A 23,568-nucleotide genomic window follows, 5' to 3' on the forward strand; every position below is an offset into this window, starting at 1 on the left:
TTTTAGACTTCTTTTTCGGTAAACGGTATGTTTGGATTGCAGATTTCTGTGATTAATTTTTTTAGCTCGACCTCAAAATCTGATAAAGTGTCTTCGGTAATATTGGTGTCCTTTTTACTGTTACCTGGTTTTTCTTTTTTTGCAAATTTTATAAATCCTTCACTTAAATTTTTAAATGAAATAATTCCAGCTTCCACAGGAAATTTAAGAGCTGTTTTTTTAGACAGCATATATGCATACATCAATACTTGAAATGACTTGCTGTATTTTTTGTAGTCTGTTGGCAAATCTTCCCAATTTACAACTGTTACGTTGGTTTGCTCTACTTTACCTGTCTTATAGTCTATGATTCTTGTCATACCATTGCAGGTGTCAATTCTATCAACTGTTCCTTTTAAGTGTATGTCAAAATTTAAACTTTCAATGTTGATTTTTATGCCTTCAATTTTTTCTTCTAAAGCTATTATTTTAATCAGGTTACCTGATTTAATACTTTCAATTTCAAAATTTAAAAAGTTTAAAACGTAACGTTTTGCAATTTCAAAAACAATTAGATTTTTTCCTTTGGTTATATCGCCTTCTTTGTATTCGTCTTTAAAAAATTTAGTGATGTATTTTTCAATTTTTGGGATAAGATTTTTAATATCATCTACTGTTAATATTCTTCCCATTAATGGTAAATACAAAGCTTCTAATGTATTGTGAACAACGGTACCTAATGTGTTTGCTGCAACATTTTCTTCGGCTTCTTCAACATCTTTTACGCCTAGTATTTTTTGGTTATAAAAATCTATCGGATTACGAATGTAGCTGGTTAAAGATGAAGGTGAAAATCCGCTATTTGCTAACCTTTTTATCTGATTTACCAATGCTTCAGATTTTTTAACTTCTAATAGTTGAGGTTCATAATTTGGTACTTCTGGTGAAATAATTTGATGATTAATTTGATGAATTCCTTCTAGCTCTAATTGGCTAATAAACCTACTTTTTTCGCCACCTAAAAGCGTGTCTATTTCTGTATTATAAAGTATGTATACATTTTTTGCGCGTTGTAGTAAATGGTAAAAATGATAGGTATAGACTGCGTCTTTTTCTTTGTATGTCGGTAGGTTTTTTTCAACTTTTACATCAAAAGGGATAAAAGAGTTATTTGTTTTTCCTGATGGTAAAACGCCTTCATTAACATTTGTTATTATTACGGTTTCAAAATCTAAAACCCTAGATTCTAACATTCCCATTATTTGTAAGCCTTGTAATGGTTCTCCTTGAAAATCTAAAGTCTCACTACTTAAAAGTTCTTTGTAAATATTATACAGGCTTCTAACGTTTGTTAATGTGTTATACTTTTTATTTAGTCTATCAATCTCATTAAAAAGCACATTAAATCTATATAAATACTCTAAACTAAGTTGGTTAGATTTTCTGTCTTCAATAAGTTTATTTTTAATTAGTTGTATTAGCTTAAAACTATTTTGAATAGCTAGTGTTGGATTATTATTCCAATTACTAAAAATGATATTAATAATGTCATTCTGTTCACTATTAAGTGATAAGGATAGCAGTTTTTCTTTGCTTAGGTATATTATATTATTTGTGTTTATAATATCGACTATCTTTTGAGTGTAATTGTTATTAAAAACAGTGCTTAAGTATTGATCTTTTAATATGTCAATAACATCTTTATGGTAATAGTTATTTGTATTATTTATTTGTACGCTAAAAATTTTCTCAAATAATGCTGCTAATGGGATTGAGTTTAAAGGAAATCCCATAGTTACATTTATTGCATTAATATGTTTTGGTATAGAATTTAACGTTGGTAATAATAAGTTTTCGTCACCTAAAACAACAGCTGTATTTTTTATGTCTTTTTCTGATAAACTATTTAGTATATTTCCTATAGTTTTAGCTTGACCTATTGCTTTAGGTACACCAAATATGTTTATATTTTTTAAAGTTGAATAATTACTCTCTTTCCAGTTAAATGGGTTTTTCTGAAAATATTTCCAATTTTCTTTATGTTTTCTTGTAAATAAACCTGCATCATGATATGAGCTATCCATAAATATTTTATCTATATCCCAATATATAGCTGCTAGATCATTTTGTAATAATTCTTGGATAATGGTTTCCTCTGCTGTATTTAGTGCATTAAAACCAGCAAAAACATGTCTTTTGGAACAGCTTTGAATATAAGTTTCAAGGTTTTCTACTGCTTCTCTATAAATCAAACCTTGATATCCTTTTTTCTGATTTATTAAGCTTTTACTAAAGTGTTTGTAAAACGGATAGAGTTTATTCCAAAATTTTATATAGTTGTTTACTACATCTGTAGGGTTTGGATTTAAAGACCAATGATCTAAATCTTTTATAGCAGATAAATACTCAAATATATTTTTTTGAGGTATTAGATGTCTATCTATTTCATTAAAATCTTGAAGTAAGATTTGACCCCATTTTGAAAAGACATCAAAAGGTTCTTGCTCTTCTTTAGGTGTTAATTCTATATAGCTATTATAAAGCTGAAATAGAAGTTCTGTATTTGTTAAGGCTTTAAGTTGAGATAGCTCTTCAACAAAAGACTCTATACTAATTATGGTTGGAGAGAAAGATGTTTTATTAATAATATTACTTAATTCTTCCCTCAAAAAAACACCTGCTCTTCTACTAGGAAGGACAAATGTTATATCACTAAAATTTACGTTTTGTTTTTGTAAATCAAGTAGTACTTTGGTTATAAAACTTATCATAACATAAAAATAAAAAACGCTTCGGTTATCCGAAGCGTTTTCTAATAAATTATATTATTTGTTGATTAAAACTTAGTCTTTTTTAAGTTTTACTTCAACACGTCTGTTGTTTCTTCTACCAGCAGCAGTTGCGTTAGTGTCGATTGGGTAATCTTCACCAAATCCAAAAGCTCTTAATCTTTCAGTGTCAATTCCGTTTTCAATTAAGTAAGCCATTACAGCGTTAGCTCTAGCATCAGATAACTTTTGGTTTAAAGTTTTGCTACCAACACTATCAGTATGACCTTCAATTGTAAAGTTAGACTCTGGATATTCTTTTAAGATTGCAGTAATAGACTGTAATACAGAGTAAGATTGTTTTTTGAAACTAGCTTTACCTGTATCAAATAAGATAGTTTTAGCGTAGCTGTTTAATTGCTCCATAACTTCTTGAGTTGGCTCAACTATTTCTGGACAACCATCGTTAGCAACAGTACCAGCTTCGTTAGGACATTTGTCTACGTTATCTGTTACACCGTCACCGTCAGTATCAGGCCAAGGACATCCGTTGTTAGCTTTAGGACCAGCTTCGTTAGGACATTTATCATCTGCGTCTGTTACACCGTCACCATCAGCATCTGGACAACCACCTAAAGATTTTAAACCAGCTACTTCTGGACAGTTATCTTTATTGTCAGCAATACCATCACCGTCAGTATCAGGACATCCGTTAAACTCAGCTAAACCAGCTTCGTTAGGACAAGCGTCTTTAGAATCTTCGATTCCGTCACCATCAGCATCTGGACAACCATTGAATGCTTCTAATCCAAATACTTCTGGACAAGCATCATCTTTGTCGTATACACCGTCACCATCAGTATCAGTTCCACCAAATCTTACAGCAACACCAGCAGAGTGTTGGAAGTGCTTAGTTAAATAGTCTTCAAAAGAGTGCTTGTATTTAGACTCTACGAATAAACCAATGTTTTCTGAGAACCAGTAAGTTAATCCTAAAGAAGCATTAACTGTACCAGCACCTACTGTATTGTTAGTACCAGCAGCTGTAGAGAAAGTGTTGTATGGACCTTCTTCAATCCAAGTGTAACCACCACCAATACCAATTGCTGGGTCAATTTTCTTTGAATTAATTAAATTAGCAAAGTGATATCTTACGTTACCATCTACAGCATAGTATGCTAAATCGTCTACTTCTAAACTAGGAGAAGTAGCATCTGATCCCCACTTTTTAATTTGGTTTACAGAACCTCCAACTTGAACAGAGAAGTTGTCTCCTACATATTTAGATACAGAGATTGTAGATAATGATGGTAAAATACTCCAGTGGTCACCAACATTAAAAAATTCGTCAAAATAACCTCCTTGTGGAGCGTCTTCACCTACTGGAAACACATCAACTGCGTTAACACCGAAGTTGATAGCCCAAGGATTGTTTTGGTCTTGTGCCATAACATTACCCATAGTAGTTACAAGTAACATTGTGAACATTAATCTGCTAAGATTTTTCATATTCAAAAATTTAATTTTTAAGTGTTAATTAGAAGCAAAAATAAGCTGTTAAATATTATTAACAAAGACAAATATATAAAAATATTGATTATTTAAGGTTTTTATTAAGGTTTAAACAGTTGTTTATTAAATGATTTCTAAAGTTTTGCCAACCTTTTTAAAGGCGTTAATAGCTTTGTCTAAATGCTCTTTTGTATGTGCAGCAGAAAGCTGAACTCTTATTCTTGCTTTTTCTTTTGGTACAACAGGATAGAAAAATCCTATTACATATATGCCTTCTTCTAACAATCTATTTGCCATTATTTGTGATAGCTTAGCATCATATAGCATAACCGGAACTATTGCAGAATCACCATCTACTATATCAAATCCTGCTGCCTTCATTTCTTTTTTGAAATATTTTGTGTTTTCTTCTAGTTGATCTCTTAAAGAGTGATCATTAGCTAGCATATCAAAGACTTTTATTGATGCTCCTACAATTGCTGGTGCTAGAGAGTTAGAAAACAAATAAGGTCTTGATCTTTGACGTAGCATTTCTATGATTTCTTTTTTTCCTGTGGTGTATCCACCCATTGCTCCGCCTAATGCTTTTCCTAAGGTACCTGTAATGATATCTATTCTGCCCATTACGCCTTTTTCTTCTAAAGTACCACGACCGGTTTCGCCAATAAAGCCAGTAGCATGACATTCGTCAATCATAACTAAAGCGTCATATTTATCTGCTAAGTCACATATTTCATCTAATGGAGCTACTAAACCATCCATAGAAAAGACACCATCTGTAACAATAATTTTAAAACGACTTCCAGCTTCGTTAGCTGCTATAAGTTGTTTTTCTAAATCTTCCATGTTATTATTTTGGTATCTATATCTTGCTGCTTTACATAATCTAACACCATCTATAATTGATGCATGATTTAATGAGTCTGATATAATTGCGTCTTCTGGACCTAATAATGGCTCAAAAACACCTCCGTTTGCATCAAATGCTGCCGCATATAGTATGGTGTCTTCTGTGCCATAAAAGTCTGCTATTTTTTGTTCTAAGGTTTTGTGTATGTCTTGTGTACCACAAATAAATCTAACAGAAGACATTCCAAAACCATGAGTATCCATTGTGTCTTTTGCCGCTTGGATAACTTCTGGGTGAGATGACAAACCTAGGTAATTATTTGCACAAAAGTTTAAAACCTTTTCTCCTGTATTTAATGTAATCTCTGCACCTTGAGCAGAAGTTATTATACGCTCTTCTTTAAAAAGTCCACTGTCTTTTATGTCTTGTAATTCTTTATTTAAATGATCTTTAATTTTAGTGTACATAATTTAAGGGTTGTTTTTTTACAAATTTAGCAATGTTTTTGCGTTAGTGATAGAAACGACATCCTTTTTTGTTTTAAAAACAAAAAAGATATAGTGGATAGCACGACCCTTTGTAGTTTATACGAAAAAGGGTAACGCCTTAATTATAATTTTTAGTTTGAATATTCTCGTTGATAAAAACTAAAATTTTATTTGAAATTTGATATCCCATTTCTTTTAAATGCGTAGCATAGATTTCTAATTGCTGTTCGTATTTTGGGTTTGGTAAACCAGTTTTGTAATCAATAATTGTAGCTTGATTGTCTTTTATAGCTAAACGGTCTGGTCTAATCATTTGTCCTGTGCTTGTTAAAATATCACGCTCGTTATAAATTGTATATTGATCTGTAAAAAACTCTTTAAGGTATTTTTGGTTTACAATATCATTTATGTTTTTTGTGATACTTTCTACTTGGTCATCATTGATAAGTCCATTGTCTAAAGCTAAATTTATTGCAAAATCGATATCGTCTTTTGTGTAGATTTTTGACATTATATCGTGTATAATGTTTCCTTTTTCTATAGCATGCTGTTGATTAGTGTCCCATAAATATCCAGACTTGGTAATTATTTTAATGTTGTGTTCCTTTTTGTTAACACTTATAATGTTTTTGGTAGATGAAGTTTCTAAAGATTTTTCTGCTGGAATAATTTCTCTTTTTGAATTGCCAAATTCGTAAAAGTTTTGATTGTCACTCCATAATTGTTCTGTTTGTAAATAAGATTGGAATAGTTTAGAGTAACTATTTAATTCATTTAAATTATTATCTGTTTTACTAATAACATGTAGTTGCTCTATAGGTCTTGTTAAAGCAACATAAAGTAAATTTATATTGTCTAGTTCTTGTTCTGCCTTATGTTTGTTGTAAATGTTTTGACCAATTTCTCCAAAATTTTCGACATCACTGTTAAAGTTTATTAGTGTTTTTGAAAAACCGTTAAAAAGGGTTTTATCTATTGGAAACCATTCTTGAGGGTCTATCTCTCGATAAATATCTAAATCGGCAAAAGGGAAAATAACCACAGGAAACTCTAATCCTTTTGATTTATGTATGGTCATTATTTGTACCGCATTTTGGTTGTTAGGTGACACAATACTTAAGCTGTCTTTTTTATTGTCGTAGTAATCTAAAAACCCAGAAATACCAGTTATGTTTTTTTGAGAAAACTCTAAAACTAAGTCTAAATAAAACTGTACAAATGCATCTGAATTTTGTAGTAAATTAAACTGTCTTGCAATATCTTCTACACTATCGTATAGCGAAAGTTGTGCAATTTCTGTAGTATTAAAATCGATGCCAAATTGTTTAAAGCTTCCAAAAAAAGTATCAATATTTAATTTTAGATTTTGATTAAAAAATGTGTGTTTATCTTCAACGTTGAAAATACTTGCTAAATAATGAAGTACATTAATCCTAACTTCAAAATTATTTGGATTGACTAATAATCTTAAGATGTTATTGATTAGCTGTACGGATTCGGAATTATCGATCAGCATTGTTTCAGAAGACATTATTTTAATATCGTTTTCACTTAAATAATTTGCTACAGCAATACCTTCTTTTTTCTTGCGTACTAAAACACAGATATCTTTTAAATCATAACCATTATCTAAGCATTTTTTTAAGGTATTGTATGTTTCTTTAGCATAAAGGGTTTCTTTATCGTCTTCGCTTTCCTTTAAATCTAAAAATTGAAAGCTTACATAACCTTCTTCTTTTATAGTAGGATTTTGATTAGCTTTTTTATACAAATTAGCATAATGCTCATTTCTAAAACTTGTGTTTGAAATGTATTGAAAAAAAGAATTATTAAAGGTGACAATATTTTTGTGACTACGGTAATTTTCTTCAAGCTCAATAAGCTTTTTATCTACAGGAAAAGGGTTTTTATCTTCGGTTAAGTCTATAAATTGTTCTGCTTTACCACCACGCCAACGGTAAATAGCTTGTTTAGCATCACCAACAATCATAGCGCTTCCTTTTTCGCCTTTTAAATTTTCGGCGGTAAGCGAGTTTTCTATTAATGGGATTAGGTTATTCCATTGCATTTCGGAAGTGTCTTGGAATTCATCAATAAAATAGTGTCTAAATTTTTCGCCAATACGCTCGTAAATAAATGGTGTTGGTTGGTCTTTTAATTGATTTGAAATTAGTGTGTTAAATTCTGAAATTAATAATTTATTCTCATTGTCTTTTATAAGTTGAAGTTCGGAATTAATAGCATTTAATACAGAAAGCGGTGTAACGTTTTTATATATGGCTTTTAAGAAATTTAAATTAGAAACAGCTGCTTTTATGGTTTTATAGGTTAAACCAATCTCTGGTAGTAAACTATCTATAATATCTTTTTTATTAGCATCTAGCTTTGTAGTGTATACTTTGTTTTCTTCTATATTACTTTCTAATTGATTATTATATAATCCATTTGTTTGTAATAATGAAGCTTTTTCAAAATGATTAAAAAGCGTTCCTCTAGAAAAGTCTGCTTTAGTTAAACCGTTATTTTCAAATGTTGTTAAAATGCTTTTAGCATTATCTATAATTTGGTTTTCTGTAGATTTAATTTGTTTGATTAAGCTGGTTTTTAAGCTTTCAAAATCGTCCAAAGTTTTGTTCTTTAAAGCTTCTTTTAAATGTGGTATGTCGTTTTCGTTGGTAAGTTTTTTTGCAATTTTATTTAAGTCGTTAGAGATGTCCCAGCTTTTATCGTCATCAGCTTTTTCAATAGCAAAATCAATTAAGATTTTAGTAAGTTTTTTGTCGGTTCCTGCTTTTGCTATTAGGCTATCTACAGCTTCATTTAATAGGGCTTCGGTATCTAGCTCGACTTCAAAATTGATGGGTAATTTTAAATCGTAAGCAAATGTTCTGATTAATCTATGATTAAAACCATCTATCGTACTAATATCAAAAGCAGCATAATTATGCATTATGGTACTTAATAATGTTTTGGCTTTTTTGTTAACGTATTCTGGTTGTAAATTTAGTTCTAAACAAAGAGCATTAAACATAGCGTCGTTACCATCTAAAACGGTTTCTTCAGAAAAATCTTTTAATTTTTTAAGAATACGCTCTTTCATTTCACCAACAGCTTTGTTGGTAAATGTCATTGCTAAAATGTTTCTAAACCCAAAAATATTTTCGGTTTTAAAAAGTAATTTTAAGTAAGATTTTACAAGGTTAAAGGTTTTTCCGCTTCCAGCAGAAGCGTTAAATACTTTAAAAGGAGCAATATTATTCATCAAAAAACTAATTTGTTACAAGATAAGGACAATCAATCTTAAAATAGTTATAAATTATTAGCATTATTGGAGAAAAAAGCTAAATTATTTTTAAGTTTGATACAAACAAAAATTAATAACCACAAAAAAATATATTATGGCTTTTGAATTACCAGAATTAGGTTATGCATATGATGCATTAGAACCACATATAGATGCAAGAACTATGGAAATACACCATAGTAAACATCACAACGGATATACTACAAAATTAAATGGTGCTATTGAAGGTACTGACTTAGAAGGAAAATCTATTGAAGACATTTTAACTAATTTAGATATGTCTAATAGTGCTGTTAGAAATAATGGAGGTGGATTTTATAATCACTCTTTATTTTGGACGGTAATGAATCCTGAAGGAAAAGGACGTTTGTCTGGAGAATTAAAAGATGCTATCGAAGCAGAATTTGGTTCTTTTGAAGATTTTAAAGATACATTTAGTAAAGCAGCAGCAACACAGTTTGGATCTGGTTGGGCTTGGCTTTGTGTGCACAAAGGTGGTAAAGTAGAAGTTTGTTCTACACCAAACCAAGATAATCCTTTAATGCCAGGTGTTTCTTGTGAAGGTACTCCAATCTTAGGATTAGATGTTTGGGAGCACGCTTATTATTTAAACTATCAAAATAGACGTCCAGATTATATTGAAGCGTTTTTTAATGTAATTAACTGGAATGAAGTAGAAAGAAGATACGCTGAAGCTAAGTAGTTATCTACTGAAATACAAATAAAAAGGCAGACTAATTAGTCTGCCTTTTTATTTGTAAAAAATTGATAATCAATTATTTGTTTCAATAAAAAAGCCGGACGAGAGTCCGGCTTTTTTGCCCCAAATCTACCATGAACTTAACCTACTTATGTTATGGTAAGCTCAAATATAACGAAGATTAATTTCAATAATTGTAATTAATAGTCAAAACGTAAAAAAAATCGCTTAACGGACTTTTAGGTAAGAAAACCCTTCAAATTAGTTAATAAGCTCTTTCTTTGTTGCCTTCATAAAAATTAATAAAAGCTCTGTTAACCACACGGTTACCTCCAGCTGTTGGGTAATTACCTGTAAAATACCAGTCGCCTAAATGTTCTGGGCAAGCTTTATGTAAATTGTCTACAGATTGAAAAATAATTTCTACATCAGCATTAACAGAACTGTCTGTTAGTAACTCTGATATTTTAGCAGAAATTTGTTCTGGAGTAAATTGATCATAAATTTCTTTTACAAAATTTTGTACGTCTTTATCTGCAAGATCTACTTGTGCTTTACATTTTTTGTAAACCTCTTCAACTAAATTGTAGTTGTTGTTTTCTTTTAATAGCTCTAAAGCAGCATTAAAAGCAACTAAAGATTCTAAGTTAGCCATGTCTATACCATAGCAATCAGGATAGCGTATTTGTGGTGCAGAAGAAACAACTATTATTTTTTTAGGATGTAATCTATCCATCATTTTAATAATACTTTTCTTTAAAGTTGTACCACGTACAATACTATCGTCAATGATTACTAAGTTATCGGTTGGTTTTATAACGCCGTAAGTTACATCGTAAACGTGTGCCACTAAATCGTCACGACTACTGTCTTCGGTAATAAACGTTCTTAGTTTTACGTCTTTAATGGCTATTTTTTCTATACGAGGTGTTTCTTCTAAGATAGATATAACTTGCTCTTTAGATAAATTACCATTACCTTTTAAAATATCTTGTGTTTTTCTTTCGTTTAAATGTTCTTCTACAGTATCAATTAATCCGTAAAAAGATGTTTCTGCTGTGTTAGGTATGTAAGAAAAAACAGTGTTTTTTGTGTCGTTATCTATTGCTTTTAGTACCTGAGGCATCAATAATTTACCTAATGTTTTACGTTCTTGGTAGATTTCGGCATCACTTCCTCTAGAAAAATAGATGCGTTCAAAACTACAAGATTTACGCTCTAAAGGTTGTAAAATTTGTTTTATAGATACATCTCCAGAAGTTTTTGTAATTATAGCGTGACCTGGCTCTAGTTCTTTTACATCATCAAATTCTACGTTAAAAACGGTTTGTATTACAGGTCGCTCTGATGCTACAACAACAACTTCGTCATCCTTATAATAAAAAGCTGGTCTAATTCCTGCTGGGTCGCGTAAGACAAAAGAGTCTCCATGACCTAAAAGTCCAGCCATAGCATATCCTCCATCCCAATTTTTAGCAGCGCGTTTTAATATTTTGTGTACTTTTAAACGTTCTGCAATTAATGGTGAACACTCATGTTTACTGTAACCTTCTTTTTTTAGGTCTTTATAGACTTTGCTTACTGCATCATCTAAAAAATGACCAATTTTTTCCATTATAGTAATGGTGTCTGTATATTCTTTTGGATGTTGTCCTAAATCTACTAGGTTTTGGAATAACTCTTTAACATTGGTCATGTTAAAGTTTCCTGCAAGAATTAGATTACGGTGCATCCAATTATTTTGTCTTAAAAATGGATGTACACTTTCTACACTGTTTTTACCAAATGTACCGTAACGTACATGTCCTAAAAGCACTTCGCCAATGTAAGGAACGTGTTTTTTTTGTAGAGCAACATCATCTTGATATTCTGGATGTTCTGTTAGTACTTGATTAATACGACTATTAATTTGACCAAAAATATCTTGAATAGGTTGTTGTTGTATTGATCTTACACGACTTATGTATCGCTCTCCAGGATTTGTATCTAATTTTATACTCGCAAATCCAGCACCATCTTGACCGCGATTGTGCTGTTTTTCCATCATTAAATACATTTTATTAACACCATAAAAGGCACTACCGTATTTTTCTTTATAGTATTCTAATGGTTTTAATAATCTAATATGCGCTATTCCGCATTCGTGTTTTAAAGCATCACTCATCTTAGTTGTGTTGTGTGTTGTTTTTTAAGAATGATAAATTTTTATGTCCTTAATTTAAAACAAGTTAATAAAAAATGCGCTCAAAAAAATTAGAGCGCATAGGTTTTATAATTCGATTTCAAATTGTGTTAAATTTTTAAATTGTTGCAGTCGTTTGTTTACTTCGTCTTGTGTTAGTGTAAGCATACGCTCGGTTCCAAATTTTTCTACGCAAAAGGAAGCTAAAGTTGATCCGTAAATGACTGCGTTTTTCATATTCTCGAAAGATACATCGCCTGTACTTGCTAAATAACCTGCAAATCCGCCAGCAAAAGTATCTCCTGCTCCTGTTGGGTCAAAAACTTCTTCTAAAGGTAATGCTGGAGCATAGAATACATTGTCGTCATGAAATAGTAACGCACCATGTTCTCCTTTTTTAATCACTACGTATTTTGGACCCATTTCATGTATTTTTCTTGCTGCAACAACCAAGCTGTATTCTCCGGTTAATTGTCTTGCTTCTTCATCATTAATTGTAATGACGTCTACACGTTTAATAACTTCATGTAATTGGTCTAAAGCTGTATCCATCCAAAAATTCATAGTATCTAAAACTACTAATTTTGGTTTTTTAGTCATTTGGTCTAAAACACCAATTTGTACGATAGGATGTAAGTTACCTAGCATTACAACATCAGAATCTTTGTAATTGTCTGGTACGATAGGATTAAAATCTGCTAATACGTTTAGCTCTGTTGCTAGCGTATCACGAGAGTTCATGTCGTTATGGTATTTACCGCTCCAGAAAAAGGTTTTGCCTTCTTGGACTATTTCTATTCCTTCAATGTTAATATGTCTATCTTTTAAAAGGTCTAGATATTCTTGAGGAAAATCTCCGCCAACTACAGAAACTGCAGCTGCATCTAACTGAAAATTTGAAGCAGATAAACCTATGTAAGTTGCTGCTCCGCCAAGTATTTTGTCTGTTTTTCCAAAAGGTGTTTCAATAGCATCAAAAGCTACTGTACCTACTATTACTAATTTGCTCATAAGGGCGATTTAAATTAAGGCGCAAATATACGATTTTTACTGAGTATTTAAATGAAAGAAGATTTAACTTATTTTCTGCCAAAATCTGCTGGTATTTCTCCCCAAGCTTTGGTTTCCCATTTAACGATTGTAGTAGTGTAAGTATTTTCTTTAAGCCATTTTACAGCGCGATCTACCAAATCAAAAACAGGTTTGTTTTTGTCGTTACGTTTTAATTTACTGTTGCAGTTTTTCTTTTTAACCCAACTTATTGCGGTTTTAGAGTCGGTATAAATAATACGGTTACTATTATGTTGTTTTAAAAATGCTAATCCGTGGACAATAGCTAAAAATTCGCCTATATTATTGGTGCCTTCTTCAAAAGGACCTTGAATAAATAATTGTTTTTTGGTTTTGGTATCTACACCACGATATTCCATTTTTCCTGGATTACCAGAAGATGCAGCATCTACAGATATAGAATTATAATTAGGTTGTCCTATTTTTTTTAGTTGTTCGGTAGAGAGTTCGCTTTTAAAACTCTTGGATTTACCAATGTAATCTTTTGGCCCATCTTTAAGAGCTTTTTTTGCAGATTCAAAAGTGGCGAAAGATTTATACTGAGCACCTTTAAAATCTTTGATTTGGGCTTTGCAGTCGTCCCACTTTTCAAAAACTCCAGTTTTATGACCTTTCCAAACGGTATAATATTTTTTTTTCTTTTTACTCATTTAAAAGTCGATCTATCACTTTTGGAAAATGTTCCATTTCTAATTTATGAATTTTTTTAGCAACATCTTCAGGGCTGTCTGAAGCTTCAACCTTACATTTTGCTTGAAATATGATAGCGCCTTCATCATAATTTTCGTTTACATAATGTATTGTAATACCAGTTTCTGTTTCTTTATTTTCAACTACAGCTTTGTGTACATTCATTCCGTACATGCCTTTACCGCCAAATTTTGGTAATAACGCAGGATGAATATTTATCACTTTATTTGGGAAATTTTTTAAGATATTTTCTGGAAACTTCCATAAAAAACCAGCTAATACAATTAAATCTGGATTAGAAGATTTTAAAATATTAAGCACATCTTCTGTTTGTGTAAAAGCAATCCTGTTAAATGATAAGGCGCTAACTTTTAGTCTTTTACACCTGTCTAAGACTTTGGCATGAGGATTGTTAGTCAATACCTGAACAACAGAAGCATTGTCACTATTGTGAAAAAACTTTATTAAATTTTCAGCATTACTTCCGCTACCGGACGCAAAAATTACTACACGTTTCATTTATATAGTTTCAGTGTTAAATTCTTCAAACAAAAAAAGTAATAATTATTAACAATTACGGGCAAAACCGATTTAATTATTTAATTTAGTAGCACATTTTTCAACTAAAAGTGTGTTTTAAATTAAAGTTTTTTATTTTTGCCACTTAATTAAAACTAAAAAATTAAAATTATGTCAGACATTGCATCAAGAGTAAAAGCGATTATCGTAGACAAATTAGGTGTTGATGAGAACGAAGTAGTAAACGAAGCAAGCTTCACAAACGATTTAGGAGCAGATTCTTTAGACACTGTAGAATTAATTATGGAATTCGAAAAAGAATTTGATATTCAAATTCCAGATGACCAAGCAGAGAATATTGCAACAGTAGGTCAAGCTGTATCTTATATTGAAGCTGCAAAATAAGCACAATATTTATGGAACTTAAGCGAGTAGTAGTTACAGGTTTAGGTGCGCTAACACCAATAGGAAACACTAAAGACGAGTACTGGAATGGACTTGTTAATGGAAAAAGTGGTGCAGCGCCTATAACATATTTTGATACCGAAAAATTCAAAACTAACTTTGCTTGCGAGTTAAAAAACTTCGTGGCAACAGATTTTCTTGATAGAAAAGAAGCCCGAAAAATGGATAGGTTTACACAGTACGCAATGGTCGCGTCAGACGAGGCTATTGCGGACTCAAACCTTGATTTAGACAAGGTCAACAAACTTAGAGTTGGCGTTGTTTGGGGAGCAGGAATTGGTGGACTAGAAACGTTTCAGAACGAAGTTTTAAACTACGCAGCAGGAGACGGTACACCAAGATTTAATCCTTTCTTTATCCCAAAAATGATTGCAGATATCGCACCAGGAAACATATCTATTAAAAATGGATTTATGGGTCCTAACTACACAACTGTATCTGCATGTGCATCTTCAGCAAATGCATTAATTGATGCCTTAAACTATATACGTTTAGGACACTGTGATGTTATCGTTACTGGTGGTAGTGAAGCAGCAGTGACTATAGCAGGAATGGGCGGATTTAATTCTATGCATGCTTTGTCTACAAGAAACGAAAGTCCAGAAACAGCATCAAGACCGTTTGATGCTACACGAGATGGATTTGTTTTAGGTGAAGGAGCTGGTGCATTAATATTAGAAGAATATGAACACGCTAAAGCTAGAGGTGCAAAAATTTACGCCGAAGTTGTTGGTGGAGGATTATCTTCTGATGCATATCACATGACAGCACCACATCCAGATGGAATAGGAGTAATAGCTGTTATGAAAAACTGTCTAGAAAATGCAGGTTTAAAACCTGAAGAAGTAGATCATATTAATACACACGGAACATCTACACCATTAGGTGATGTTGCTGAATTAAAAGCTATTAAAGCAGTTTTTGGTGATCATGCTAAAAACATTAATATCAACTCAACAAAATCTATGACTGGTCATTTGTTAGGTGCAGCAGGAGCTATAGAAGCGATTGCATCTATTTTGGCTATGGAAAACGGTACTGTTCCTCCTACAATTAACCATACAACTGTAGACGAAAATATTGATCCAGAACTAAACTTAACATTAAACAAACCTCAAAAAAGAGATATTAAAGTAGCTATGAGCAATACTTTTGGCTTTGGAGGACATAACGCTTGCGTATTGTTTAAGAAAATAGATTAGTTCAAAAATTTACATGAAACGTATTAAAAACATATTTAATTCCCAGTCTAAGGACAAAGGGGAATTTTTTATGTCTATATCTAAGATTGTAAACTTTAAACCTAAAAATCTTAAATACTATAAAACAGCCTTTACGCATCGCTCTATGAATATTAGAGATAGTAAAGGGCACATAGTAAACTATGAGCGTTTAGAGTTTTTAGGAGATGCTATGCTAAGTGCCGTAATAGCTCACTACTTATATACAGAAGTGCCTAGTGGCGATGAAGGCTATCTAACAAAAATGCGATCTAAAGTTGTAAGTAGAGAGCATTTAAATGAGTTAGGAAAAGACTTAGGTTTAATTAATCTTGTTGAAAGTAAAATACCTAAAGGGCAATTTGGAGACAATATTCATGGTAATCTTTTTGAAGCATTAGTAGGAGCCATTTATTTAGATAAAGGTTATAAAGCCTGCGAAAAATTTATAGAAGATAGAATTATCGAACCTTATGTAGATATAGAAAAGCTTGAAGGTAAGGTGATTAGCTATAAAAGTTTGTTGATAGAATGGTGTCAAAAAGAAAAAAAACATTTTGATTATAATGTTTATGAAGACACAGGCAATAGCAGTGTAAAACATTTTGCTGTAAAATTATCTATTGATCATAAAATTGTATCAAAAGCTAGAGCAACTTCCAAAAAAAAGGCAGAAGAAAAAGCATCCAAAAGAGCCTTTTTTGCATTTCAAAAACAGATAACAAAAGCTGCTATTCTGTAAATATTTCATTCTAAAAAAATAACACAATACTACAACGTTTTCGTATTTTTTCATGTTAAGAATACGTAAAACATGCTTAAAATAAGCCTTTAAACATTATATTTACATTTAGTTAAGTAAACAAAAATGGCTGTAAAAAAATTATTGTTAGACGATTTTTTTGAAGAAGAACAGTTTAGCCTGATAGGTATACATTGTACCATAGAAGATTTTAGATTAGCCTATTTAATTAATCAAGTTTTAGATTTACAACTAAAAAGAAATAAAGATGACGTTTGTTTTACAAAAGACAAATCAAGATTTACACTATTTGATTTTGATGAAAAACAACAACATGTAACCTATCATCTAGTCTCTAATATTTGTAAAGTTAAACAAGAACAAAACCAGTCACTTAACTCACTTTTTGGAAACGAAAATTTTGGTTCGACCACACATTACTTGCTTCCAGAATATAAAAAGGTTAATTATCTGCTTAAGATAGAAACAGACCTTACTATTAACAAAGAAAAACAGATACTAAACAAACTGTTAAAAATACCACAAGTAGTTACAGCTTATAGTATAGATGTAGATACTTTAAAAACTAAAAACAACTTAATATTCGACTAATGCCAAAAAGAAAAAAAACCAAAATAGTTGCAACTTTAGGACCAGCAACAAGTAGTAAAGAGGTATTAAAAGGAATGTTAGACGAAGGCGCTAACGTATTTAGAATTAACTTCTCTCATGCAGATTACAAAGATGTAGAAGAGCGAGTTAAAATGATTAGAGAACTAAATGAAGAGTATGGTTACAATGCTTCTATTTTAGCAGATTTACAAGGACCAAAATTACGCGTTGGCGTAATGAAAGAAGAAGTTATTGTAAATCCAGGTGACGAAATTATTTTTGCAACAGGAGAAAGATTTGAAGGTACAAAAGAACGTGTCTACATGACTTATGATAATTTTCCTCAAGATGCAAAACCAGGAGAGCGTATTCTATTAGATGATGGAAAATTAATTTTTGAAGTTGTTTCTACAGATAAGAAAAAAGAAGTTATTGCTAAAGTAATACAAGGCGGACCATTAAAATCTAAAAAAGGAGTTAACCTACCTAATACTAATATATCTCAACCAGCTTTAACAGAAAAAGACGTAGAAGACGCTATTTTTGCATGTAAGCTTGGTGTAGATTGGATAGCACTTTCTTTTGTAAGACATGCAGAAGATTTAATGGAGCTAGAAGAGTTGATTAAGAAAAATAGTGACCATAAAATACCAATTATTGCTAAAATTGAAAAACCAGAAGGTGTAGCAAACATAGATAAAATTGTTGCTTACTGTGATGGTTTAATGGTAGCACGTGGAGATTTAGGTGTAGAAATTCCTGCAGAAGAAGTACCATTAGTACAAAAGCAATTAGTATTACGTGCTAAAAAAGCTAGAATACCAGTAATCATAGCTACACAAATGATGGAAACTATGATTAATAGCTTAACGCCAACTCGTGCAGAAGTTAACGATGTAGGTAACTCGGTAATGGATGGTGCAGATGCAGTAATGTTATCAGGAGAAACTAGTGTAGGACAATATCCTATTCAGGTAATTCGTCAAATGTCTAATATTATTAAAAGTGTTGAAGATTCAGACTTAATTAAAGTACCACAATCGCCACCACATATCCGTACTAAACGATACATAACAAAATCTATATGTTATCATGCTGCAAATATGGCTAATGAGATTGATGCAAAAGCAATTTCAACATTAACAAATAGTGGTTACACAGCGTTTCAAATTTCAGCTTGGAGACCAAGCGCACATATCTTAGTATTTACATCTAATCGTCGTATCTTAACACAGTTAAGTTTACTTTGGGGCGTAACTGCATTTTATTATGATAAATATGTAAGTACAGATGAGACTATTGAAGATGTTAATGCAATAGCTTGTAAAAAAGGCTTTTTAGAAGAAGGGGATATGTTAATAAGTCTTGCTGCCATGCCAATACAAGATAAAGGAATGGTAAACACATTAAGAGTAACAGAAATAGAAAGTTGTAGCTTCTAAATTTTAGGGCGTTACCCTATCGGGTCGCGCTTTTCGCAGTCGCTCTCTGAGAGTAGCTCCAACAGTGCTACAATCGCTAACGCAAAGCCAACAACAGTACAAATATTTAACGACCAGTTTCCTACTAAGAAGCTGGTTTTTTATTAAAATTTAAATTTTAATTGTACGCTAACGCTTTTCTTTTCTTCTGTCTTTTTAGTGTTTTGTTCTGTATTTAAGTTTGATAAAGAAACACCTAATAATCTCACAGAATTATTTAATTTTTCTTGATATAATAAATCTTTAGCAGTTTCTAAAATTACAGACTTATCTGCAAAAAAATAGGGTAGAGTCTTACTTCTAGTTTGCAAAGTAAAATCGCTGTATTTAATTTTTAAAGTTACTGTTTTTCCTGCAACACTGTTTTTTTCTAACCTTTTAGATACTTCTTCGGCAATATGCTCTAATTTTTCCAGCATAAATATTTCAGAAGATAAATTTTTACTAAATGTACGCTCTGCAGCAAGGCTTTTTCTAATTCTATTTGGTTTAACTTGACTGTTATGTACACCTCTTACAATATGATAATAATAGGCGCCAGATTTACCAAAATGTTGCTCTAGGTATTCAATAGTTTTTGACTTTAAATCTTTACCAGTAAAGATGCCTTTTTGGTACATTTTTTCGGCAGTAACTTTACCGATACCATAAAACTTCCTTATATCTAAAGCTTCTAAAAAACCTAAAACCTCTTCAGGATTAACTGTTTTTTGTCCGTTAGGTTTGTTGTAATCGCTAGCAACTTTAGCAACAAATTTATTAATACTAATTCCTGCAGATGCTGTTAAGCCAACCTCATTGTAAATTCGATTTCTAATTTCTTCAGCAATTAAAGATGCGCTAGGATTTCCTTTTTTGTTTTGTGTTACATCTAAGTAGGCTTCATCTAAAGATAAAGGTTCAACTAAGTCAGTATAATCAAAAAAAATAGCTCTAATTTTATTAGAGATTTCTTTGTAGCGCCCAAAATCTGACTTTACAAAAATTAATTCAGGACATAATTTTTTTGCTAATTGCCCAGACATAGCACTTTTAACACCAAATTTTCTAGCTTCATAACTGGCAGCACTTATAACACCACGTGTACCGCCACCACCAACAGCAATGGGTTTACCTTTTAGATCTGGATTATCCATTTGGGCTACAGATGCGTAAAATGCATCCATATCTACATGAATAATTTTTCTTATTGGTAAATCACTTGACATGATGTAAATTTATAAATTACAATGTATAATTATGAAAAAATCCACCTACCTTTTAATAACTTTTATTGTTGCATTAACCGCTATTTTTACCTCATTTTTTAAGCTTATTAATTGGTTTTATATTTTAAAACCTTTGACAACGGTTTTGATTTTACTTTTACCTATAATTTTCATTAAACTTAAATTAAGTAAATACGCTTTAATAATAATTCTGGGTTTGTGTTTCTGTTTAATAGGGGATGTTTTATTAATGTTTGAGCATTTATTTATATACGGTTTAGCTTCATTTTTATTAGGTCATATACTGTTTACTTATGCATTTACAACTGTAAATGGATTTTTATATAATTTTAAACCATTAGTGTTTTTAATACTCTTTGCAATAGCAATGTTTTTTGTATTAAAAGATAATTTAGGGCAATTATTAATACCAGTTATTTTGTATATAATTTGTATTGTTATTATGGCTTGGCAAGCATTAAATTTATATTTTATAAACAGTAATAAAGTTTATAGACTAGTAGCTGTAGGAGCTATTTTATTTTTAATTTCTGATGCCGTTTTAGCTTATAATATGTTTGTTATTAAGTTTTCTTTTTCAGAATTAATTATATTATCTACTTATTGGGCTGCAATATGTTTTATAGCACTGTCCGCATTATATATACCAATCAATAAATAATATGTCATCTACAATAGAAATAGAAAGAAAATTTTTAGTTAAATCTCAGGTATTTAAACACCAAGCTTTTAATAAAACACATATCAAACAAGGGTTTTTAAGTACAGATAAAGAAAGAACCGTTAGAGTTAGGCTTAAAGGAAATAAGGGTTTTTTAACAATAAAAGGAGCTTCTTCAAATGATGGATTATCAAGGTTTGAGTGGGAAAAAGAAATTAAAAAAGAAGATGCAGAACAGCTTTTTAAGCTATGTAAAAAAGGAATTATTGATAAGATGCGTTACGAAGTAAAACTTGGAAATCATATTTTTGAAATTGATGAATTTTTTGGAGACAATAAGGGTTTAGTTTTAGCAGAAGTAGAGCTTAATAATGAAAACGAAATATTTGAAAAACCTAATTGGTTAGGAGAAGAAGTAACAGGAGATATTAAATATTATAACTCTCAGTTAAGTAATCAACCTTTTAAAACATGGAAATAATGAAACGACTTTTAATTTTTGCTTCTTTATCAATTTTAGCATGTAAAACAGAAAATAAGAATGTAGATATACAAGACAAGCAGGTAGTTAAAGAGTCCATTAAACTATCTATTAAAGAGCAAGATTCTTTATTAAAAAACAAAGGATTTAAAACTTTCTATTATGTAGAAGAAAAAACTAAAGACACCTTTTTAATGCAAGAATATTACATAGCTTTTTTAAAAGCAGGACCTATAAGAAGTCAAAACGAAGAAGAAACTAAACAACTCCAAGACCAGCATTTAGCTCATTTAGGCAAAATGTACGAAATGGGTTTTGCAGACATATCTGGCCCATTTGGTGATGATGGAGATATTAGAGGCATCACAATTTACAATGTACCTAACCAACAGTTAGCAGACAGTTTAGCTAATTCAGACCCTATGGTTAAAGCAGGTAGACTTCAGGTCGAAATTCATCCATGGTGGGCTGCAAAAGGTTTCAAATTACGATAACCCAAAGCCTTGCAAATTAATTAGTGAGGCTTTTTTTATTGTAAAGATTTAGGCGTTTTAACAGGCTGTTCGTTATATCTTTTTTTGCCTTATATGGAAGCAAAAAAAGGATGCCACTACCATCCTTAACGCAAAAAAAGCGGTAATTTGAAAACTTTCAAATCACCGCTTTTTTAATATTAATAAAGCTGATTATTTCAGCATAAAATTTAGATTACTGCTTAACAATCAAGAACTGACTTCTTCTGTTAAGTTGGTGTTGTTCTTTACTACAAGGGTTACAATCTACAGCAGGCTCAGTTTCACCTTTACCAGTTGCAGATATTCTGCTAGCATCAATACCTTTAGAGATAATGTACTGTCTTGTAGTTTGCGCACGTCTTTCTGATAAAGCTTGGTTGTAGCTATCAGAACCTCTAAAGTCTGTGTGAGACGTTGCTTCTATCACCATATCTGGGTATTTATTCATTACTTGTACTAAGTTGTCTAATTCAAACGCTGCTTTTGCAGTGATGTTTGATTTATCAAACTCAAAGTAAATTGGGTTTAACACCACTTCTACAGGTGTTACAATCTCTTCTATTGGTGTTAATGCTACGCTTACTGCTACTTCTTCTTCGTTAGTACCATCTACGCTTACTTTGTTACTTTCGTAACCTTCCATAGTGACTTGTAACTCTGTATCTGTTTCACATTCTACAATATACTCTACAACACCTTCTGCATTAGTAGTTTTTGTAGCTAAAATGTTTCCGTTAGCATCGGCTAAGCTTGTTGTTGCTCCTGCTATTGCGTCTCCTGTTTTCTCATCTACTACAGTTCCTGTAATTAATACATCACATAATGGTTGTAACTTTTTAATAGCATAGATGTCATCACTTCCTTTTCCTCCTTCACGGTTAGACGATACAAACCCTTCTCCTGTCTCTTCATTCATTCTAAAAGCAAAGTCATCACCATTACTGTTTATTGGTGTTCCTGCATTACGTATAGGTGCCATTTTACCGTCTATTTCTTTAGTGTGGAATACATCCATACCTCCAAGTCCTAAGTGACCTGTTGAAGAGAAATAAAGTGTGTTATCACTACTAATGTATGGGAACATTTCTTGTCCTTCGGTATTTACCTTTTGACCTAAGTTTTCTGGTGTGCCTACATTTCCGTTTGCATCTAAAGTTGCTTTGTAAATATCAAACTTACCATATCCTCCAGGCATATCACTTGCAAAGTAAATCATACTTCCATCTGCACTTACACTTGGATTTTTTATTGAGTAGTTTGGACTATTGATAGTTAAGGCTTCTACTTCGCTAAAACCATCACTGTCTTTTGTGGCTTTAAATAGGTGTAATACACTAATTTTAGTATTTGATAAACTGTCTTTTTCATAGATGTTTTCAAAGAAACTTTCTCTTGAAAAATACATAGTCTTTCCGTCTGGTGTAAAGCTTACAATACCTTCGTGGTATTTTGTGTTAATATCACCTTCTAAAAGCTCTTCACCTTGGTAAGTCCCATCTTCTGCTACAGTATATTCGTAGATATCTAAAAATGGTTCTTCATTCCATCCGTATTTTTTACGGTTATCATTTCTAGAACTAGTAATGTATAGTTTACCATCTTGAAGCGTACCTCCAAAATCTGATGTAGCTGTGTTGATGTCTAAGTTTTGTACGTTAAAGGTTTTTCCTTTGTCTAAGATTTTTGATAAATAATCTGGGTTAGACTTGTACATCATTGCTCTGTCATCTGATGGCTTCATTGCAGCAAACTTATCCATTTGCGTGTTTGATGCTTCGTACTTTCCGTTTGCTTTTAGCATTTCTGAATACTTGTAGATCATCTCTGCATCGTTTGCTCCTGCTTCAAATGCTTTAGCATACCATTTTTCGGCTGCTTCGGTACTATAGATATTGTAGTTGGCTTCTGCTAATTGTGAGTAGACATAAGCATCGGCTTCTCCTTTTTCTACTAATTTATTGTAGGCCTCTATAGCGTCTACAAATTGATACTTAGCAAAAAGTTTATCGGCTTTTTTTGTGGTACTATTTTGAGCAGTTAGACTAAAACTGCTTATTAAGGCACAAACTATAAATAATTGTATATGTTTCATTGTTCTT

The 23,568-nt window shown here is 31.6% G+C and carries 19 protein-coding genes; 9 read left to right on the forward strand and 10 right to left on the reverse strand.

Going from position 1 to position 23,568, the window contains the following annotated elements; genetic code table 11:
* Positions 1-2 precede the first annotated feature (2 nt).
* From INR78_RS05835 to INR78_RS05850, 4 genes are all read right to left on the reverse strand, one after another.
* On the reverse strand, positions 3-2,750 hold the full coding sequence (locus tag INR78_RS05835) for a PD-(D/E)XK nuclease family protein (protein WP_223077859.1): 2,748 nt from the start codon (positions 2,748-2,750) through the stop codon (positions 3-5).
* A gap of 72 nt (positions 2,751-2,822) precedes the next feature.
* Positions 2,823-4,256: an OmpA family protein gene (locus INR78_RS05840; RefSeq protein ID WP_223077860.1), complete on the reverse strand. Its 1,434-nt coding sequence runs from the start codon at positions 4,254-4,256 to the stop codon at positions 2,823-2,825.
* A gap of 126 nt (positions 4,257-4,382) precedes the next feature.
* Positions 4,383-5,576, reverse strand: a complete 1,194-nt coding sequence (gene kbl / locus INR78_RS05845; protein ID WP_223077861.1) for a glycine C-acetyltransferase — start codon at positions 5,574-5,576, stop codon at positions 4,383-4,385.
* Between the two features lie 139 nt (positions 5,577-5,715).
* Positions 5,716-8,859, reverse strand: a complete 3,144-nt coding sequence (locus INR78_RS05850) for an exodeoxyribonuclease V subunit beta (protein WP_223077862.1) — start codon at positions 8,857-8,859, stop codon at positions 5,716-5,718.
* A gap of 136 nt (positions 8,860-8,995) precedes the next feature.
* Here INR78_RS05850 and INR78_RS05855 point away from each other — a divergent pair, with 136 nt between their 5' ends.
* Complete coding sequence (locus INR78_RS05855; protein ID WP_223077863.1) at positions 8,996-9,604, forward strand: superoxide dismutase; 609 nt, start codon at positions 8,996-8,998, stop codon at positions 9,602-9,604.
* Between the two features lie 262 nt (positions 9,605-9,866).
* Here the strand turns inward: INR78_RS05855 and INR78_RS05860 are convergent, their stop codons facing one another.
* From INR78_RS05860 to INR78_RS05875, 4 genes are all read right to left on the reverse strand, one after another.
* Positions 9,867-11,765, reverse strand: coding sequence for an amidophosphoribosyltransferase (locus INR78_RS05860; protein ID WP_223077864.1), 1,899 nt, complete (start codon positions 11,763-11,765; stop codon positions 9,867-9,869).
* A gap of 105 nt (positions 11,766-11,870) precedes the next feature.
* On the reverse strand, positions 11,871-12,794 hold the full coding sequence (locus INR78_RS05865; protein ID WP_223077865.1) for a PfkB family carbohydrate kinase: 924 nt from the start codon (positions 12,792-12,794) through the stop codon (positions 11,871-11,873).
* Positions 12,795-12,862: 68 nt separating this feature from the next.
* Complete coding sequence (locus tag INR78_RS05870) at positions 12,863-13,504, reverse strand: viroplasmin family protein (protein WP_223077866.1); 642 nt, start codon at positions 13,502-13,504, stop codon at positions 12,863-12,865.
* Positions 13,497-14,063 (reverse strand): phosphoribosylglycinamide formyltransferase, encoded by a 567-nt coding sequence (locus INR78_RS05875; RefSeq protein ID WP_223077867.1) that lies wholly within the window; start codon positions 14,061-14,063, stop codon positions 13,497-13,499. Before INR78_RS05875 ends, INR78_RS05870 begins: the two co-directional genes overlap by 8 nt.
* Positions 14,064-14,234: 171 nt before the next feature.
* Between INR78_RS05875 and INR78_RS05880 the strand changes: the two genes are divergently transcribed.
* The 5 genes from INR78_RS05880 to pyk all read left to right on the forward strand — a co-directional run bounded on the left by INR78_RS05880 (position 14,235) and on the right by pyk (position 18,544).
* Entirely contained in the window at positions 14,235-14,468 is a 234-nt protein-coding gene (locus INR78_RS05880; protein ID WP_027879414.1) for an acyl carrier protein, read from the forward strand.
* Positions 14,469-14,479: 11 nt separating this feature from the next.
* The gene (gene fabF / locus INR78_RS05885) at positions 14,480-15,730 is read left to right on the forward strand and encodes a beta-ketoacyl-ACP synthase II (protein ID WP_106680931.1); all 1,251 of its coding nucleotides are present in this window, start codon (positions 14,480-14,482) and stop codon (positions 15,728-15,730) included.
* Between the two features lie 13 nt (positions 15,731-15,743).
* Positions 15,744-16,490 carry a ribonuclease III gene (gene rnc, locus INR78_RS05890; protein ID WP_027879416.1) on the forward strand — a complete coding sequence of 249 codons (747 nt, stop codon included), beginning with the start codon at positions 15,744-15,746 and terminating at the stop codon, positions 16,488-16,490.
* A 126-nt stretch (positions 16,491-16,616) separates the two neighbouring features.
* Entirely contained in the window at positions 16,617-17,102 is a 486-nt protein-coding gene (locus tag INR78_RS05895; RefSeq protein ID WP_223077868.1) for an IPExxxVDY family protein, read from the forward strand.
* Complete coding sequence (pyk, locus tag INR78_RS05900; protein WP_223077869.1) at positions 17,102-18,544, forward strand: pyruvate kinase; 1,443 nt, start codon at positions 17,102-17,104, stop codon at positions 18,542-18,544. The genes INR78_RS05895 and pyk overlap by 1 nt, the downstream gene beginning before the upstream one ends.
* 143 nt (positions 18,545-18,687) lie before the next feature.
* On the opposite strand, the gene dinB is transcribed toward pyk, so the two are convergent.
* The gene (dinB, locus tag INR78_RS05905; RefSeq protein WP_223077870.1) at positions 18,688-19,791 is read right to left on the reverse strand and encodes a DNA polymerase IV; all 1,104 of its coding nucleotides are present in this window, start codon (positions 19,789-19,791) and stop codon (positions 18,688-18,690) included.
* A 31-nt stretch (positions 19,792-19,822) separates the two neighbouring features.
* On the opposite strand from dinB, the gene INR78_RS05910 reads away from it, so the two are divergent.
* The 3 genes from INR78_RS05910 to INR78_RS05920 are packed head-to-tail and all read left to right on the forward strand — an operon-like array spanning position 19,823 to position 21,448.
* Positions 19,823-20,473: a lysoplasmalogenase gene (locus INR78_RS05910; protein WP_223077871.1), complete on the forward strand. Its 651-nt coding sequence runs from the start codon at positions 19,823-19,825 to the stop codon at positions 20,471-20,473.
* 1 nt (position 20,474) lies between these two features.
* Complete coding sequence (locus INR78_RS05915; RefSeq protein ID WP_106680942.1) at positions 20,475-20,954, forward strand: CYTH domain-containing protein; 480 nt, start codon at positions 20,475-20,477, stop codon at positions 20,952-20,954.
* Positions 20,954-21,448 carry a YciI family protein gene (locus INR78_RS05920; RefSeq protein ID WP_223077872.1) on the forward strand — a complete coding sequence of 165 codons (495 nt, stop codon included), beginning with the start codon at positions 20,954-20,956 and terminating at the stop codon, positions 21,446-21,448. The genes INR78_RS05915 and INR78_RS05920 overlap by 1 nt, the downstream gene beginning before the upstream one ends.
* Positions 21,449-21,662: 214 nt before the next feature.
* Here the strand turns inward: INR78_RS05920 and INR78_RS13680 are convergent, their stop codons facing one another.
* The gene (locus INR78_RS13680; RefSeq protein ID WP_223077873.1) at positions 21,663-23,561 is read right to left on the reverse strand and encodes an OmpA family protein; all 1,899 of its coding nucleotides are present in this window, start codon (positions 23,559-23,561) and stop codon (positions 21,663-21,665) included.
* Positions 23,562-23,568: the final 7 nt, after the last annotated feature.

The organism is Mesoflavibacter sp. SCSIO 43206, assembly GCF_019904215.1.
GTDB lineage: Bacteria > Bacteroidota > Bacteroidia > Flavobacteriales > Flavobacteriaceae > Mesoflavibacter > Mesoflavibacter zeaxanthinifaciens.